Origin of the sequence: Streptomyces sp. NPDC006335 (assembly GCF_040612795.1) — a bacterium.
Classification (GTDB): Bacteria; Actinomycetota; Actinomycetes; order Streptomycetales; family Streptomycetaceae; genus Streptomyces.
On record NZ_JBEXQX010000001.1, the window covers coordinates 219,119 to 235,483 of the forward strand.

Annotated in this window: 14 protein-coding genes; 6 read left to right on the top strand and 8 right to left on the bottom strand. The window is 70.5% G+C overall.

The features are described from left to right. Positions 1 to 9: 9 nt before the first annotated feature. The 4 genes from ABZ098_RS01045 to ABZ098_RS01060 all read left to right on the top strand — a co-directional run bounded on the left by ABZ098_RS01045 (position 10) and on the right by ABZ098_RS01060 (position 3,495). Positions 10 to 666: an MBL fold metallo-hydrolase gene (locus tag ABZ098_RS01045; RefSeq protein WP_356585932.1), complete on the top strand. Its 657-nt coding sequence runs from the start codon at positions 10 to 12 to the stop codon at positions 664 to 666. Between the two features lie 302 nt (positions 667 to 968). After that, complete coding sequence (locus ABZ098_RS01050; RefSeq protein ID WP_356585934.1) at positions 969 to 1,853, top strand: ABC transporter substrate-binding protein; 885 nt, start codon at positions 969 to 971, stop codon at positions 1,851 to 1,853. After that, positions 1,850 to 2,740, top strand: coding sequence for an amino acid ABC transporter permease (locus ABZ098_RS01055; RefSeq protein ID WP_356585936.1), 891 nt, complete (start codon positions 1,850 to 1,852; stop codon positions 2,738 to 2,740). Before ABZ098_RS01050 ends, ABZ098_RS01055 begins: the two co-directional genes overlap by 4 nt. Next, positions 2,737 to 3,495, top strand: a complete 759-nt coding sequence (locus ABZ098_RS01060) for an amino acid ABC transporter ATP-binding protein (protein WP_356585938.1) — start codon at positions 2,737 to 2,739, stop codon at positions 3,493 to 3,495. The genes ABZ098_RS01055 and ABZ098_RS01060 overlap by 4 nt, the downstream gene beginning before the upstream one ends. A 74-nt stretch (positions 3,496 to 3,569) precedes the next feature. Here the strand turns inward: ABZ098_RS01060 and aroQ are convergent, their stop codons facing one another. Continuing rightward, complete coding sequence (aroQ, locus tag ABZ098_RS01065; RefSeq protein ID WP_356585940.1) at positions 3,570 to 4,043, bottom strand: type II 3-dehydroquinate dehydratase; 474 nt, start codon at positions 4,041 to 4,043, stop codon at positions 3,570 to 3,572. Between the two features lie 84 nt (positions 4,044 to 4,127). On the opposite strand from aroQ, the gene ABZ098_RS01070 reads away from it, so the two are divergent. Together ABZ098_RS01070 and ABZ098_RS01075 are read left to right on the top strand one after the other, a co-directional pair. After that, positions 4,128 to 5,174 carry a S66 peptidase family protein gene (locus ABZ098_RS01070; RefSeq protein WP_356585942.1) on the top strand — a complete coding sequence of 349 codons (1,047 nt, stop codon included), beginning with the start codon at positions 4,128 to 4,130 and terminating at the stop codon, positions 5,172 to 5,174. Positions 5,175 to 5,236: 62 nt separating this feature from the next. Further along, positions 5,237 to 6,556: an MFS transporter gene (locus tag ABZ098_RS01075; RefSeq protein ID WP_356585944.1), complete on the top strand. Its 1,320-nt coding sequence runs from the start codon at positions 5,237 to 5,239 to the stop codon at positions 6,554 to 6,556. Here ABZ098_RS01075 and ABZ098_RS01080 read toward each other — a convergent pair. The 7 genes from ABZ098_RS01080 to ABZ098_RS01110 form a co-directional block, all read right to left on the bottom strand. After that, positions 6,546 to 7,646, bottom strand: coding sequence for an ionic transporter y4hA (locus ABZ098_RS01080; RefSeq protein WP_356585946.1), 1,101 nt, complete (start codon positions 7,644 to 7,646; stop codon positions 6,546 to 6,548). The two genes, ABZ098_RS01075 and ABZ098_RS01080, sit on opposite strands and share 11 nt — an antisense overlap. Positions 7,647 to 7,691: 45 nt before the next feature. Further along, positions 7,692 to 7,994, bottom strand: coding sequence for a hypothetical protein (locus tag ABZ098_RS01085; protein WP_356585948.1), 303 nt, complete (start codon positions 7,992 to 7,994; stop codon positions 7,692 to 7,694). A gap of 131 nt (positions 7,995 to 8,125) precedes the next feature. Continuing rightward, entirely contained in the window at positions 8,126 to 9,115 is a 990-nt protein-coding gene (locus tag ABZ098_RS01090) for a TerC/Alx family metal homeostasis membrane protein (RefSeq protein WP_356585949.1), read from the bottom strand. Between the two features lie 239 nt (positions 9,116 to 9,354). Next, entirely contained in the window at positions 9,355 to 11,493 is a 2,139-nt protein-coding gene (locus tag ABZ098_RS01095; protein WP_356585951.1) for a TerD family protein, read from the bottom strand. Positions 11,494 to 11,545: 52 nt separating this feature from the next. Further along, the gene (locus tag ABZ098_RS01100; protein WP_356585953.1) at positions 11,546 to 12,124 is read right to left on the bottom strand and encodes a TerD family protein; all 579 of its coding nucleotides are present in this window, start codon (positions 12,122 to 12,124) and stop codon (positions 11,546 to 11,548) included. A gap of 133 nt (positions 12,125 to 12,257) precedes the next feature. Beyond that, positions 12,258 to 14,393, bottom strand: coding sequence for an excinuclease ABC subunit UvrB (gene uvrB, locus ABZ098_RS01105; protein ID WP_356585955.1), 2,136 nt, complete (start codon positions 14,391 to 14,393; stop codon positions 12,258 to 12,260). Positions 14,394 to 15,322: 929 nt separating this feature from the next. Then, complete coding sequence (locus tag ABZ098_RS01110) at positions 15,323 to 16,192, bottom strand: MHYT domain-containing protein (RefSeq protein ID WP_356585957.1); 870 nt, start codon at positions 16,190 to 16,192, stop codon at positions 15,323 to 15,325. Positions 16,193 to 16,365: the final 173 nt, after the last annotated feature.

Consider the following 16,365-nt stretch of genomic DNA (forward strand, 5'->3'; position numbering starts at 1 on the left):
GCTGCCGTCATGACGTACAGCGGACAGGTGACGGTCGGCGGGCCCGCCGACGTGCACGAGCTCAAGGACCTGATGATCACCAAGATCGCGGTCGGCCCGATGAACAACAACGCCTATCTGCTGCGCTGCCGGGCCACCGACGAGCAACTGCTGATCGACGCCGCCAACGAGGCGGACACCCTGCTGGGCATGATCGGTGACGACGGCATCGCGTCCGTCGTCACCACGCACCAGCACGGCGACCACTGGCAGGCCCTCGCCGCGGTCGTCGCGGCCACGCGCGCGCGTACGTACGCCGGCCGGGACGACGCCGACGGCATCCCCGTCCCCACGGACGTCCTGGTCGACGACGGCGACGTCATCCGCGTGGGGCAGGTCGAGCTGACCGCACGCCACCTGGTCGGCCACACGCCGGGCTCGATCGCCCTCGTCTACGACGACCCGCACGGGCATCCCCATGTGTTCACCGGGGACTGCCTGTTCCCGGGAGGCGTGGGCAACACCCGCAAGGATCCTGAGGCGTTCGCCAGCCTGATCCACGACGTCGAGACGAAGATCTTCGACGCGCTGCCGGACGAGACCTGGGTGTACCCGGGACACGGGAACGACACCTCACTGGGCGCCGAGCGGCCCCACCTGTCGGAGTGGCGCGCGCGAGGGTGGTGAACTCCGGGGCATGCGCCCCGCGTACACCCCTTCGCACGCGCCCCGTGTGAACTCTTCGCACACGCCGGTGTCACGCACGCGCTCCCGGCGCACATGGTTGCGCAGTCAACTGGGAGCAGCCCCGCACAGGATGACGGCTCCTGCGCGGTAAGGGCCGCCGGTCTTTCATTCCCCGCCCTCGACCGGCGGCCCCGGCAATCTGGCCGAAAACTGTTCACAGAAATGCAACACCCGTTCCCAATATGCGGACGATTGCCGTCGTGACCTCGACAAACGGGACAGTGGACTGTCACTCTCCCGCCATGCACCCTGCCCCTCGCGTACTGCGCCGCGCCGTCGCCGCGGCATCCATGGCCCTGCTCGCCACCGCTGCCGGCTGTGCTCCGCAGCCCGACGACGACGCGAACACCAAGGCCTCGGGGTCGACCGGAACCAGCTGCGCCCAGGGCAAGTTGGCCACCAAGACCTCCGGCAAGCTGACGATCGCGACCGACGAGCCGGCGTACGAGCCCTGGTTCAAGGACGACAAGCCCGCGAACGGCAAGGGGTTCGAGTCGGCGGTCGCGTACGCCGTGGCGAAGCGGCTCGGCTATGCCAAGAGCGCCGTCGTCTGGCAGAGCGTCCCCTTCAACAAGGCCTTCGCGCCCGGGGAGAAGACCTTCGACTTCGACATCAACCAGGTGTCGATCAGCGCCGAGCGCAAGAAGGCCGTCGACTTCTCGTCCGGTTACTACGACGTGCGCCAGGCCGTTGTCGCGCTCAAGGGTTCCAAGGCCGCCAAGGCGACCGGCATCGCGGACCTGAAGGGCCTCAAGCTCGGCGCCCAGGTCGGCACGACGAGCCTGAACTACATCCAGGACGTGGTGAAGCCGACCCAGGAGGCGGCCGCCTACGCCAAGAACGACCAGGCCAAGTCCGCGCTGGAGAACAAGCAGGTGGACGCCATCGTCGTCGACCTGCCCACCGCCTTCTACATCACCGCGGCCGAGGTCACGGACGGCACGATCGTCGGGCAGTTCGAGAACCAGGGCGGCACGCCGGAGCAGTTCGGGCTCGTCCTCGACAAGGGCAGCGCGCTCACCTCCTGCGTGACCGGCGCCGTGGACGCCCTGCGCAAGGACGGCACGCTGGCCAAGCTGGAGCAGGAGTGGTTGTCGGACGCCGTCGACGCCCCGGTGCTGAAGTGACGTTGACGAAGGACGAGGCCGGCCGGGAGGACACTGGCGGCTCCTACACGCCGTCGCGGCGGCGGATCGACCGGGAGCGTCTCAAGCGCGCCCGCGCCCGCCGCGCGACGGCCATCGCCGCCGTCTCGACCCTGGTCACCGCCGTCGTCCTCTACCTGGTCGTCGTCAACGCGCCCGGCTGGCCGCGCACCAAGGAGACGTTCTTCAACGGGCAGTACGCGCGCGAGGCGTTCCCGAAGGTCCTCGAAGGGCTGTGGCTGAACGTCCGGCTGCTGCTGATCTGCGGGGCCGCCGTGCTGGTGCTCGGCATGCTGATCGCCATCGCCCGCACGCTGCGCGGCCCGGTGTTCTTCCCGCTGCGTTTCCTGGCCGCCGCCTACACGGACTTCTTCCGCGGCCTGCCGCTCATCATCAACCTCATGATCGTCGTCCTGGGCGTCCCGGCGCTGCGGCTCCAGGGCGTGACCGTCGACCCGGTGTGGCTGGGCGGCACGGCCCTCACGCTGACGTACTCGGCGTACGTGGCCGAGGTGTTCCGCGCCGGCATCGAGTCCGTGCACCCCTCGCAGCGCGCCGCGGCCCGCTCGCTGGGGCTCTCCAACCGCCAGGCGCTGCGGTACGTGGTGCTGCCGCAGGCGGTGCGCCGCCAGGTGCCGCCCCTGCTGAACGACCTGGTGTCCCTCCAGAAGGACACCGGTCTGGTGTCGATCGGCGGCGCGATCGACGCCGTACGCGCGGCCGACATCATCGTCGGACGCAGCCTCAACTACACGCCGTACATCGTCGCGGGCCTGGTGTTCGTGGCGCTGACCATCCCGATGACCCGCTTCACGGACTGGGTGACGGCACGGATGGACCGTCAGCGGGCCCAGGGAGGGACCACATGAGCGACGCGGACACGCCCGTGCTGCGGATGGAGTCCGTCCGCAAGACCTTCGGCGACTCGGTCGTGCTGCGGGACGTCGACCTGGAGGTCGCCCCGCACACGGTGACCGCGCTGATCGGTGCCTCCGGCTCCGGCAAGTCGACCCTGCTGCGCTGCGCCAACCTCCTGGAGGAGATCGACGACGGCGCCATCTGGCTGGACGGCGAGGAGATCACCGATCCACGCGCCGACCAGGACGCGGTACGGCGCCGTATCGGCGTGGTCTTCCAGGCGTACAACCTCTTTCCGCACATGACGGTGCTGGAGAACATCACGCTGGCCCCGCGCCGGGTGCACGGCGCGGCCCGCGCGGAGGCGGAGGAGCACGCGCGTGAGCTCCTGGAGCGGCTAGGGCTCGGCGGGAAGGCGGGCGAGTACCCGGACCGGCTCAGCGGCGGTCAGCAGCAGCGGGTGGCGATCGTGCGGGCCCTCGCCGTACGTCCCCGTCTGCTGCTGCTCGACGAGATTACCGCGGCCCTCGACCCGGAGCTGGTGGGTGAGGTGCTGAACGTCGTGCGCGACCTGAAGGGCGACGGCATGACCATGGTGCTCGCCACGCACGAGATGGGCTTCGCGCGGGAGGTCGCCGACCAGGTCTGTTTCCTGGACGGAGGCGTGGTCCTTGAGCGCGGAACCGCCGAGCAGATCTTCGGCGATCCTCGGCAGGAGCGAACGCAGCGGTTCCTGAAGCGGATCGTGGAGGCGGGGCGGTTGTAAGGGGCCGTTGTAGGGGCGCCTTATAAGGGGCGCGTTGTAAGGGGCGCCCGCTATTGCGAGCGGCCCTTACAGGTCTACGCCTCGGCCCGGGCCGGCCCCGCCAGCGCCGCGACCCGCTCCACGCCGAACACGTACCCCTGCACCCCGCAGCCCGCGATGACCCCGTCCGCGCGCAGCGAGACATAGGAGTGGTGCCGAAAGGACTCGCGCTGGTGGATGTTGGAGATGTGCACCTCCAGCACGGGCATCCCGTCACAGGTGTTGAGCGCGTCCAGGATCGCGACCGAGGTGTGCGAGTAGGCGCCGGGGTTGATGACGATCCCGCAGTGGTTCAGCCGGGCCTCGTGGATCCAGTCGACCAGTTCGCCCTCGTGGTTGGACTGTCGGAAGTCCACCGTGCCGCCGTGCGCGGCCGCCGCCTTGGCGCACAGGGCCTCGACGTCGGCGAGGGTGTCCTTGCCGTAGATCTCCGGCTGCCGCTGACCCAGCAGGTTCAGGTTGGGGCCGTTGAGGACCATGATCGGGGCGTTGGCCAGGGTGCGGGGCACGGTTCCTCCGGTCGGTGAAGACGGGCTGCTCGGACCCGGTTTATCACGGTGCGCCGCGCGCGGCGCGGCCCGTACCCTCCGGGCATGACGACGATCTCGTACCCGCCCAAGCCCGTACCCGGCGACCGCATAGCCGTCATCTCCCCCGGCGCCGGGCTGCCGGGGCTCTTCCCGCGCCCGTTCGAGCTGGGTCTTGAGCGGCTGCGCAAGGAGTACGGGCTGGAGCCGGTCGAGTATCCGTCGACCCGCAGGATGGGCTCGACACCCCAGGAGCGCGCCGACGACATCCACGCCGCGTTCGCCGACCCGACCGTCAAGGCGGTCATGGCGTCCATCGGCGGCGACGACCAGATCACCGTGCTGCCGTTCCTGGACCGGGAGTTGATCCGGGCCAACCCGAAGCCGTTCTTCGGGATGAGCGACAACACCAACCTGCTCGCGTACCTGTACACCACCGGCATCGTCGGCTACCACGGCGCGACCGTGATGACCGCGCTCGGCCGGCCGGTGGCCATGGACCCGCTGACCGCCGACTCCCTGCGGGCCGCCCTGTTCACCTCCGGCCCGTACGAACTCACCGCCGCCGACCGCTGGAACGACGTCAACCGCGACTGGGCAGACCCCGCCACCTTCGACGCGGAACCCGAGACCCGCCCCGGCCACGGCTGGACCTGGGTGAACGCCGACCGGGCGGTGGAGGGCCGCGCCTGGGGCGGCTGCCTGGAGATCCTCGGCTGGCTGCTGATGGCCGACCGCGAGATCGCGCGCGATCTCAGTGAGTACGACGGCGGAGTGCTGCTCCTGGAGACCTCCGAGGACATGCCGAGCGACGTCGAGGTCTTCCGCACCCTGCGCAACATGGGCGAACGCGGGCTGCTGCAACGGTTCTCCGCAGTGCTGATGGGCCGCCCCAAGTCCTGGTCCTTCGAGCAGCCCAACAGCCCGGAGCAGGCGGCCCGTTACGCCGCCGATCAGCGCAAGGCCGTACTGCAAGCCATGCGTGTATATGCCCCCCACACCACCATCGTCTTCGACGTGGACTTCGGCCACACCGATCCCCAACTCGTCATCCCCTACGGCGGTCTCGTCCGTGTCGACGGCCCTGCCCGGCGCATCACCGTCACCTACTGATCACGCCCGAGCGCGCCCGCACGCCCCCGTAACCACCGATCACGGTGGGTAGTTGACGCGGCATGCACGACGTACGCACCGTAAGGGCGCCCTCCATGCCGCGGCTCGCGGCCGCCTCGCTCGCCGGGACCGCCATCGAGTTCTACGACTTCTTCGTCTACGGGACGGCCGCGGCGCTGATCCTCGGACCGCTGTTCTTCCCCACGTTCTCGTCGGTCGCGGGGACGCTGGCCGCGTTCGGGACGTTCGGGGTGGGGTTCGTCGCGCGGCCGCTCGGCTCGGTGCTGTTCGGGCACATCGGGGACCGGCACGGGCGGCGGCCGGTCCTCGTGGCCTCGCTGCTGCTGACCGGCGCCGCCACGGTCGCGGTCGGGTGCGTGCCGACGTACGACACGATCGGGGTGGCCGCCCCGCTGCTGCTCCTGGTGCTGCGCTTCCTGCAGGGGCTGGGGCTCGGCGGGGAGTGGGGCGGGGCCGTGCTGCTGACCGCGGAGCACGCGCCCGCCGCACGGCGCGGGCTGTGGACGAGCTTCCCGCAGGTGGGGCCCGCGCTGGGCTTCCTGCTCGCCAACGGGGTGGTGCTGGCACTGTCGGCCACGCTGTCCGAGGCGCAGTTCGCCGCGTGGGGCTGGCGGGTGCCGTTCTGGGCGGCCGGTGTGCTGGCGGCGGTGGGGCTGTGGCTGCGCTCCTCGCTCCCGGAGAGCCCCGGGTTCCTGGAGATCGACGATCACGCGCGCGTGCCGCTAACCGAGGTGGTGCGCGACCACGGGCGGCTCGTCCTGCTCACCGCCGGGGGGCTAGCGGTCGGGTACGCGATCTTCTACGCCGTGACGACATGGTCGCTCGCCTACGGGACCGAGCGGCTCGGGGTGAGCCGTACCGTCATGCTGACCTGCATCATGGCCGCGGTGCTGGTGAAGGGCGCGCTCACACCGGTGGCGGCACTGCTCGGGGACCGGTACGGGCGGCGACCGCTGTGTCTCGCGGGGTGTGCGGCGGCCGCGCTGTGGATGTTCCCGATGGTGGCGCTGCTGGCCACCGGGGAGCCGCTGTTGATGTTCCTCGGGTTCCTGGGCGCGATGGTCGCGTTCATCACGATGTTCGCGGTGATCGCGGCCTACCTGCCGGAGCTGTACGAGCCGCGGGTGCGCTGCACGGGAGCCGCGGTCGGCTACAACCTCGGCGGGGTGATCGGAGGCGCGCTGACGCCGATCGTGGCGACGGCTCTGGTCGAGCACGGCGGACGGGTGCCGTGGGGTGTGGGCGCGTATCTGACCGGGATCGCGCTGCTCAGTCTGGGGTGTTTCGCGTTGCTGCCGGAGACGCGGCCGGTGTCCGCGGCGGTCGCGGAGCCGGCTCTGGACCGGCCCGTCACGGGTTGACGGCCAGTTCCAGGTATGCGGCGAACACCACCAGGTGGACGCCGCCCTGGAGCGGTGTGGCCCGGCCGGGAACCACCGTCAGGGAGCTGACCACCACCGTCAGGGCCAGCAGCACCATATGGGTGGAGCCGAGGCCGAGGACGAGCGGGCCGGAGAGCCAGACGGAGGCCAGGGCGACCGCGGGGATGGTCAGGCCGATGCTCGCCATGGCGGAGCCGAGGGCGAGGTTGAGGCTGGTCTGCACGCGGTCGCGGCGGGCGGAGCGCAGTGCGGCGATGGTCTCGGGGAGCAGCACCAGCAGGGCGATGATCACGCCGACGACGGCATGCGGCAGGTCCGCCCTGGCCACTCCCGACTCGATGGTGGGCGAGACGCCCTTGGCCAGGCCGACCACCCCGATCAGGGCCAGGCCCAGCAGGCCCAGGCTGATCAGCGCGGCGCGAGCGGTGGGCGCGTGGGCGTGGTCGTCGACGGTGATCGCCTCGCCCTGGCGGGTGACTGGGAGGAAGTAGTCGCGGTGCCTTACGGTCTGGGTCGCCACGAACAGGCCGTACAGGGCCAGCGAGGACAGCGCGGCGAAGGTGAGCTGGGTGGTGGAGAACTCCGGGCCCGGCCTGCTCGTCGTGAACGTCGGCAGCACCAGGCTCAGGGTGGCCAGGGTGGCGACCGTGGCGAGGGCGGCGCCGGTGCCCTCGGGGTTGAAGACCGCGGTTCCGTGGCGCAGTGAGGCCACGAGCAGGCTGATGCCGACGATGCCGTTGCAGGTGATCATCACGGCCGCGAAGACCGTGTCCCTGGCCAGCGTCGAACTTTTGTCGCCGCCGTCCACCATCAGGGTGACGATCAGGGCCACCTCGATGATCGTGACGGCGACGGCGAGGACGAGCGAGCCGAACGGTTCGCCGACCCGGTGGGCGACCACCTCGGCGTGGTGCACGGCGGCGAGCACGGCCCCGGCCAGCACCAGGGTCACGAGCACGACGACCGCTCCCGGCAGATCGCGGCCCCAGGTGAACACCAGCAGGACGACCGCGAGCACCGGCACCACGGACGTCCAGCTCGTGGTGAGCGACCTGAGCCGAGCGATCATGCAGCGATCGTCGCAGAGGTCGAGCGGCCCCGCACCACCCCGGGGCTACTTGATCTCGCCCGAATCCAGGACGTCGCAGTTGGTGTAGACACGCTCACCGGTGCTCAGCGCGCCCAGTTGCTCCGCGAGTTTGCTCGTCTCGGGGTCGTCGCTGTTGCGCATGGCCTCGTCGTACGAGTCGAACTCGATCAGCGCCAGATAGTGGTTCGGCTTGTCCCGGTCCTTCAGGAGCATGCGGTGGGTCGGGCCGCCCGCCCTGCCTGCGTTGCGCTGTCCGGCCTCCTCCAGCAACTGCCGCATCTCGTCCAGGCGTTCGGTCTCGAATCCGATGATCTGCACGAACTTCATGGGTGTCTCCAGCCGACCACGGCGCCCCCGGGCCGGGGAGCGCGCTCTGGAACAAAACAAGCACCGGGAGCGGCACCCGGCAATTCGCCGCGCACCGCTCCCGGTGGTGGTTCTTCCTACGTCGGCCGTGGTCAGGCCTCGATGCTGTCCTTCGGAGCGCCTTCGCTCTTGGCCTGCGCCGCCTCGGCCTCCGCCTGCTTCCTGGAGGCCATCAGGCTGGTGACGGTGGTGACGATCAGGACCGAGCAGATCACTCCGAGCGAGACCGGAATGCTGATCTCGGGGACGTGGACCCCGGACTCGTGCAGGGCGTGCAGCACCAGCTTGACGCCGATGAAGCCGAGGATGATCGACAGGCCGTAGCTGAGGTGGACCAGCTTCCTCAGGAGACCGCCGATGAGGAAGTAGAGCTGCCGCAGACCCATCAGGGCGAACGCGTTGGCCGTGAAGACGATGTACGGGTCCTGGGTCAGACCGAAGATCGCGGGGATCGAGTCGAGCGCGAAGAGCACGTCGGTGGAGCCGATCGCGAGCATCACGACGAGCATCGGGGTCATGACCCGCTTGCCGTTCTCCACGATCCACAGCTTGGTGCCGTGGTAGCGGTCGGCCACGCCGAACCTGCGCTCGGCGGCCTTGAGCAGCTTGTTCTCCTCGAACTCCTCGTCCTCCTCGTCGGCGCGGGCTTCCTGGATGAGCTTCCAGGCGGTCCAGATGAGGAAGGCGCCGAAGATGTAGAACACCCAGGCGAAGCTGGCGATGATCGCGGCACCGGCGGCGATGAAGATCGCGCGCAGCACCAGGGCTATGAGGACACCGACGAGAAGCACCCGCTGCTGGTACTGCGAGGGCACCGCGAACTTCGCCATGATCAGGACGAACACGAAGAGGTTGTCGACGCTCAGGGACTTCTCGGTGATGAAGCCCGCGAAGAACTCACCGGCAGGCTGACCGCCGGCGAAGATCATCAGGCCGAGGCCGAAGAGGCCGGCCAGGGCGATCCAGACGACCGTCCAGATACCGGCTTCCTTGATGGACACGTCGTGCGGCTTGCGGCCGATGAAGAAGTCGACCGCGATGAGGGCGGCGAGGCCCACGATCGTCAGGACCCACAGGGTCATGGAAACATCCACAGTTCCTCCGGCAATACGTAACGGCAAGTAACCAGCGTCGTCGCGCTGCCGGAGGTCTCTTCCACCCACGGTGGGCCGACGCCCCGGGATCAGGCCTGATCCGTATTGACGGGTACGCCGCAGTCGACAGGGAGTACTCCCCTCCGTGCAACCAACCGTACCCCAATCACCAAGGAAAGGTAAAGCAATTGGCAAAAGAAAGGTCAAAATCCCTGGTCAGTCAGGCTTTACGTGTACTTGGTGCGGGCCTGCGCCACCTGGTTCAGGACCTGCTGGAGCACCTGGCTGCCGGGCGGGACGAGCGCGGGCTCGTAGGTCCAGGCGTGTCCGACCCAGGGGTCGGCGAGGTGGTCGTCGGGCACCGGGGTCAGCCGCATGAGCGAGCGCCACAGGGGGTCGAGGAGGGGGCCGTAGGCGGAGGCCTGCTCACGGTCCGCGACCATCATCAGGTGGACGCCGACGGACGGTCCCTCGTCCGCGAGGTAGCGGAGCTGGGTCACGGCCCGGTCGTCGAAGCCGTGCGGGAAGTCGTTGACGATCAGGAGCTGCTCGGCGGTGTCGAAGCCGGGCGGGAGGGCGTCGGCCGCGCCGCCGCGCACCGCCATCTGCACGAGATCGACGCGCTCGGTGAGGCGGGCCAGGACGTCCGCCACGCCCGCGGCGCCGAGGGCGGGCGGGGCGGCGAGCACGCCGGTCCGCACGAGCGGGGCGAGCGCCTGCGCCCCCGAGCCGGCCGGGTCGATGACGTGCAGGGTGTAGTCCCCGGCCGGGTGGACGGCGAGGAGCCGGGCCGCGAGCGCCACGGCCGTGTCCATGGCCAGGCGGTGCAGTTCGTGGGAGTCGAGGAACGAGCCGTCGAGGGATCCGGCCGCCCCGCTGTCGATCCACAGGCCGCGCTCCAGTGGCAGCCGGATCAGCATCGGAATGTGCAGCTCGGGGCATTCGGGCAGGGACAGGTCGCCCAGGCGCACGGCCATCGGCACCTCGAACGGCACCCGGTAGCCGTGCCAGACGGGGTTGTCCCAGCGCGCGTACGCCGCCGGCAGGGCGGGTTCGACCACCCCGGACTCGGCCGTGAGCTGGCCGAGGTCCCGGTCGTAGGCCGCGCGGGCCTGTTCGACGAGCTGGGCACACTTGCCGTGGGCCGCCTCACGCGCGGCGTCGCCCTGCCCGCCGATCCGGCTGCGCGGGTCGGCGAGGGCCGCGTCCAGTTCCTTCTCCATGCGGGACTCGGCGAAGTCGACGGCACTGCGGTAGGCGGCCGTGGAGCGGGCCAGGTCCTCGAACATGCCCCACACCTGGTTGTAAAGCCGCTCCTCCATGGACCAGCCGGTGGCGTCCCCGGCGACGGGCTGCGCGGGCTGTCCCGGCTGGGCGGGGGGCGCGGCGGGCGGGGGCGGCGGCGGGGCGGCGCTCTGCCGTCGGGGGTGGCTGTAGTCGATCGGGCCGCCGACGGTGGGCGGCTGGGGGGCGGTGTCCGCGAGCCCCGAGGGGTATCCGGGCTGCGGTGCGCCTGCCGCCGGAGTGCCCTGCGTGCCGTAGGGGGACGTGGGCTGCGGTGTGCCTGCGGCCTGACCGCCGCCCGGAGGCATCGGCGACGGGCTGCCCGGGGGCTGTGTGCCGTACGGCGACAGTGGCTGCGGGGTGCTTGGGGGATGAGGTTGCGGCTGCGGCTGCGGCTGCGGCTGCGGTGATACGGCGCCGGGGGCGCCCTGGGTCGCGGACGTTGCCTGGTCCGGGCCCGGCGTCGGCGTGGCCGTCTGCCGGGGGCGGTCGCCGTCCGCCGTGAGGGGCGGTGGCATCGGGACCGCGCGGGCCAGGCCGCGGGACACCGCCTCGTGGATGTCGTAGGCGAGTTGCTGGGCCTGGGGAAGACCCTGGTCGGTGAGGAGTTCGGCGAGGCCGCCCGCGTAGCCCTGCCCCACGGCGCGTACCTTCCAGGCGCCCTGGCGGCGGTAGAGCTCCAGCGCGACGACCGCCGACTCGGCGTCCAGGCCGGTGACGGTGTAACTGGCCAGCTCGGTGCCGTCCAGGCCGGTGACCGCAACGAAAGGGGCGGCGACGGCGCCGAAACGGACCGGGCCGCCCGCCGCGGGCAGGGCGAGCAGGACATGGACCCGGTGGACGGCCTCGGACACCGCGCCGAGGTCGACCGCGAGGCGGTGGTCGGCGGCCGCCTGCCGGGAGACCTCCAAACCCGGCAGGGTGGGCGCGCCCGGGTGGAGGACCCACTCGACGCCGTGCACCCGGCCGTGCTCGTCGCCGAGCGTGGCTCCGGCCACGATCGGCGTGCCGGCCGCGATCCGGATCTCGAGTCGGGCCTGGGAGAGCGGGTGGTTCTGCCCCCGCACCAGCTCGGCCGTCATCGCCTTCTCCCCCCGTGTCGTGGTGTCGGTCGGGTGCCGCTCGGCGGACCGGTCAGAGGTGCGGCAGGATCGCCGGCATCAGGTCCTGGAAGGTGCGGCCGTTGGCCGGGGTACCGAGGGCCGTCATGCTCCAGCCCGGGCCCGTCCGGTGCACCTTCGCCATGATCTGCGCGGTGTAGGCGCCGCCGCCGGCGAGCGTGTAGCGGGCGAGCTCCTGCCCGTTGGTCTCGTCGACCAGGCGGCAGAAGGCGTTCTGCACCTCCTGGAAGTTCTGGCCCGTGAAGGAGTTCACGGTGAAGACGATCTGGTCGATGTGGACGGGCACGCGGGAGAGATCGACGAGGATCGCCTCGTCGTCCCCGCCCTGGCCGACACCGCCGACGAGGTTGTCGCCGGTGTGCTTGACCGAACCGTCGTCGCTCACCAGGTGACGGAAGAAGACGACGTCGACGGGCTGCTTGTCCGCGAACAGCACGGCGGAGGCGTCGAGGTCGACCTCCCGCGTGCGCGAGCCGAACAGGCCGCGCCGGGGAGCCGCCTGCCAGCCGAGGCCCATGCGCACCGCGGTCAGGCTGCCTCCGTCGTTCTTCTGCAGACTGATGGCCTGACCCTTGGTCATGTTGACGGTCACGCGCCGAACCCCTCTCGCTGCTGTCCCCTGTTGCCGCGGCCCCCGCGGTTGTCCAGAACCCTACGCAGGGCCGCCGACGGTGACGCACCCCGAAGCGCACTTTGTGTCGGTCTTGCAACACAGCGCGATGCGCTCAGGCCAGGCCCGCCTCCTTCATCTGCCGCAGCTCCTTCTTCATCTCGGAGACCTCGTCGCGCAGCCGGGCCGCGATCTCGAACTGGAGGTCCGCGGCGGCGGCACGCATACGTGCCGTCATCTCCTCGATCTGCTCGGCGAGTTCGGCGGCGGGACGGTCCGTCGGGACGGTCTCCTTGGCCTTGCCCTTGCCGGCCTTGGTGCCGGCCGCCTTGCCGCCGAGGGCGGGCACGGGGGCCTTGGCCGCCTTGCCGTCCTTGCCCTTGCGGTAGCCGGAGCCGAGCAACTGCTCGGTGTCCACGTCCTCGCGGGCGATCTGCGCGACGATGTCGTTGATCTTCTTGCGCAGCGGCTGCGGGTCGATGCCCCGCTCCTTGTTGTACGCGACCTGCTTCTCCCGGCGGCGGTTGGTCTCCTCGATGGCCTTCTCCATCGCCGGGGTGATCTTGTCGGCGTACATGTGGACCTGGCCGGAGACATTGCGCGCGGCACGGCCGATGGTCTGGATCAGGGAGGTGCCGGAGCGCAGGAAGCCTTCCTTGTCGGCGTCGAGGATGGCCACCAGGGACACCTCGGGCAGGTCGAGGCCCTCCCTGAGTAGGTTGATGCCGACCAGGACGTCGTACTCGCCGGAGCGCAGCTCGCGCAGCAGCTCCACGCGGCGCAGGGTGTCGACGTCGCTGTGCAGATAGCGGACCTGGATGCCGAGTTCCAGGAAGTAGTCGGTGAGGTCCTCGGCCATTTTCTTGGTGAGCGTGGTGACCAGGACACGCTCGTCCTTCTCGGTGCGGGTGCGGATCTCGTGCACCAGGTCGTCGATCTGGCCTTCGGTGGGCTTGACGACGACCTCGGGGTCGACCAGTCCGGTGGGGCGGATGATCTGCTCGACGACGCCGTCCCCGCGCGAGAGCTCGTACTTGCCGGGTGTGGCCGACAGGTAGACGGTCTGGCCGATGCGCTCCGTGAACTCCTCCCACTTCAGGGGGCGGTTGTCCAGGGCGGACGGGAGGCGGAAGCCGTGGTCGACGAGGGTGCGCTTGCGGGAGGCGTCGCCCTCGTACATCGCGCCGATCTGGGGCACGGTGACGTGCGACTCGTCGATGACGAGCAGGAAATCGTCCGGGAAGTAGTCCAGCAGGGTGTTCGGCGGGGAGCCGGGCAGGCGGCCGTCGAAGTGCATCGAGTAGTTCTCGACGCCGGAGCAGGAGCCGATCTGGCGGAGCATCTCGAGGTCGTAGGTGGTGCGCATCCTCAGGCGCTGGGCCTCCAGGAGCTTGCCCTGCTTCTCGAGTTCGGCCAGGCGCTCGCCGAGCTCCTTCTCGATGTCGTTGACGGCCCGCTCCAGGCGCTCGGGGCCCGCGACGTAGTGGGAGGCCGGGAAGACGTAGAGCTGCTCGTCGTCGCTGATGATCTCGCCGGTGAGCGGGTGGAGTGTCGAGAGGGCCTCGATCTCGTCGCCGAACATCTCGATGCGGACGGCGAGTTCCTCGTAGACCGGGAAGATCTCGATGGTGTCGCCGCGGACCCGGAAGGTGCCCCGGCTGAACGCCAGGTCGTTGCGCGTGTACTGGATGTCCACGAAGCGACGCAGGAGCTGGTCGCGGTCGATCTCGTCGCCGACCTTGAGGGGGACCATCCGGTCCACGTACTCCTGGGGTGTACCGAGGCCGTAGATGCAGGAGACGGAGGCGACCACGACGACGTCACGGCGGGTGAGCAGCGAGTTGGTCGCGGAGTGGCGCAGGCGCTCGACCTCCTCGTTGATCGAGGAGTCCTTCTCGATGTAGGTGTCCGACTGCGGGACGTAGGCCTCGGGCTGGTAGTAGTCGTAGTACGAGACGAAGTACTCGACGGCGTTGTTCGGCAGCAGCTCCCGGAACTCGTTCGCGAGCTGGGCGGCCAGCGTCTTGTTCGGGGCCATGACCAGGGTGGGGCGCTGGAGCTTCTCGATCATCCACGCGGTGGTGGCGGACTTTCCGGTGCCGGTCGCGCCGAGCAGGACGACGTCCTTCTCACCTGCCTCGATGCGCTTGGCCAGCTCGGCGATCGCCGCCGGCTGGTCGCCGCTGGGCTGGTAGGAGCTGACGACCTCGAAAGGCGCCACCGTACGTTCGATGTGGGAAACGGGCCGCATGGAGTCAACCGTACGACTCCCCACTGACAACGCGGCCCGATCAGGGGTTTCGGGGCGCCGGCGGAGGGATGGGGGCGGGTGGCCGGGGCCGGGCGGGGCTGGCGGGCTGCGGGCGCGGCCACGGCAGTGGCGGCGGGGCGGGTGGGGCGCCGGGGTGGCGGGTGGGCGGCCGGCGGCACGGGGGCGGGGCGGCGAGCGGCCGGGACCGGGCGCAGTGGGCGGGCACCAGGAGCGGCCTCCGCGACGGCGGCGGAGGGGGGCGGGTGGGGGCGACGGGCGGCGCGGGGTGGCCGAAGACGCCGTGGCTCGCGGTGAGGGCGGAGGGAAGGGGCGCGGGGCGGGCGGGTCCGGGGAGCGGGAGGACAAACGGAGGCGGTCGGCGGCCGGGGTCAGTGGTTCTCGGGGTGCGGGAGGGCACGCCGGCCGGTGGCGGATCGGGGCGCCAGTGAGGGGCTGCGACGGCCGCGGAGGGTCAGCGGTTCTGGGAAGCGTCGCGATGAGGCACGTTGCGGCGAGGCGGAACGCGGGACGGCAGGGGCCAGGCGGCAGCGCAAGGGCGGCGGTGAGGGGCCGCGGGGGCCCGAGGGCAGCAGTCTGGAGGGTGCGGGAGTCGCGGCGGCCCACGTTGCGGTGGGGGCGGAACGATGGGCTGTGGGTAAGGCCGGTGGTGGATCGCGGCTGTGAGGGGCGGCAACGGCCGCGGAGGGTCAGCAGTTCTGGGGAGAGTCGCGGTGGGGCGGAGCGCAGGACGGCAGGCCGGGGCAGGTGGGGCAGTGCTAGGGCGGCGGTGACGGGCGGCGAGAGCCCGAAGGGTCAGCAGTTCCGTGGGGGTGCGGGAGCCGCTGTACGTCATGCTGCGGCGAGGCCGGAGCGAAGGACGGCGGGCGGAACCGGGGACGGAGCGGGACGGCGGCGAAGGGCCCCGGGGGTCAGCGGTTCTGCGGGGTGCGGGAGTCGCTGTGGGTCACGTTCCGGTGGGGGCGGAGCGAGGGGCGGCGGGCGTGCGGGTGGTGGACGACTTCGCGGGCGGGGACACCGGGCTTGTTCTCTGCGGGCGACCACACGGGCTTGCCCATGACCATCAGCGGATCGAACATCACGACGACGCCCGCGAGCAGCAGGAAGGCCAGCGGGCCGACCATCATCGGCGCGAGCAGGGACGCGGGCGAGTCACCCGAGACCGGGGCGGACGTGCCGTGCAGATGGACGCTGAGGGCCGCCATGCCGGTGTAGTGCATGCCCGTGACGGCGAGCCCCATGATCAGGCTCGCGCCCACGCTCCACAGGAATCCCCTGACCTGTCCGGCGGCCCACAGGGCGGCGGTGGCGGCGACGACGGCTATGACCACGGAGACGGCGACGGTGACCGTGTGGTACTCCAGTTGCCCGTTCAGGCGCATTCCGGCCATGCCCAGGTAGTGCATCGAGGCGATGCCCAGGCCGGTGACGGCACCGCCGGTCATCAGGGGGGTGCCGGTCGCGCCGCGGTAGCCGACGATGAAGACCCCGATGCCCACCATGACGATGGCGACGCCCAGGCTCGCGAAGGTGATGGACCTGTCGTAGTGGATCGGCGCCTGCTCGACCTTGAAGCCCATCATCGCGATGAAGTGCATGGTCCAGATGCCGGAGCCGATCGCCGCCGAGCCGAGAGCCAGCCAGCCGGGTCGCCAGGACCGCCTGACCAGCATGGATCTCGTGGTGCAACGCAGGCCGAGGGCACCGCCGAGGCAGGCCATGAGGTAAGCCACCAGCGGTGTGACGAGTCCGTAGCTGAATCCGTCGACCGTGCCTTGCATGCGCGGCTGCCCTTCCGCCCTGTTACGTCCTTGAATTCCCTGAAATGTGCCCCTTCCCAGTACCGCCCGAGCGGTCAGGGTCGAGGCAGAGAGTATGACCGCCACCGGAATGGTCGAACGATTTTCCGGCAAAGAAACACGCCCTTGCCCCAGTTGTGCGGCACCAGTGAGCG

Coding starts and splice junctions, on each gene's coding strand:
- ABZ098_RS01110 (WP_356585957.1), bottom strand. CDS start 16,192: ATGCAAGGCACGGTCGACGGATTCAGCTACGGACTCGTCACACCGCTG.
- uvrB (WP_356585955.1), bottom strand. CDS start 14,393: ATGCGGCCCGTTTCCCACATCGAACGTACGGTGGCGCCTTTCGAGGTC.
- ABZ098_RS01080 (WP_356585946.1), bottom strand. CDS start 7,646: ATGATCGCTCGGCTCAGGTCGCTCACCACGAGCTGGACGTCCGTGGTG.
- ABZ098_RS01085 (WP_356585948.1), bottom strand. CDS start 7,994: ATGAAGTTCGTGCAGATCATCGGATTCGAGACCGAACGCCTGGACGAG.
- ABZ098_RS01070 (WP_356585942.1), top strand. CDS start 4,128: ATGACGACGATCTCGTACCCGCCCAAGCCCGTACCCGGCGACCGCATA.
- ABZ098_RS01060 (WP_356585938.1), top strand. CDS start 2,737: ATGAGCGACGCGGACACGCCCGTGCTGCGGATGGAGTCCGTCCGCAAG.
- ABZ098_RS01045 (WP_356585932.1), top strand. CDS start 10: ATGACGTACAGCGGACAGGTGACGGTCGGCGGGCCCGCCGACGTGCAC.
- ABZ098_RS01090 (WP_356585949.1), bottom strand. CDS start 9,115: ATGACCCTGTGGGTCCTGACGATCGTGGGCCTCGCCGCCCTCATCGCG.
- ABZ098_RS01075 (WP_356585944.1), top strand. CDS start 5,237: ATGCACGACGTACGCACCGTAAGGGCGCCCTCCATGCCGCGGCTCGCG.
- ABZ098_RS01095 (WP_356585951.1), bottom strand. CDS start 11,493: ATGACGGCCGAGCTGGTGCGGGGGCAGAACCACCCGCTCTCCCAGGCC.
- ABZ098_RS01050 (WP_356585934.1), top strand. CDS start 969: ATGCACCCTGCCCCTCGCGTACTGCGCCGCGCCGTCGCCGCGGCATCC.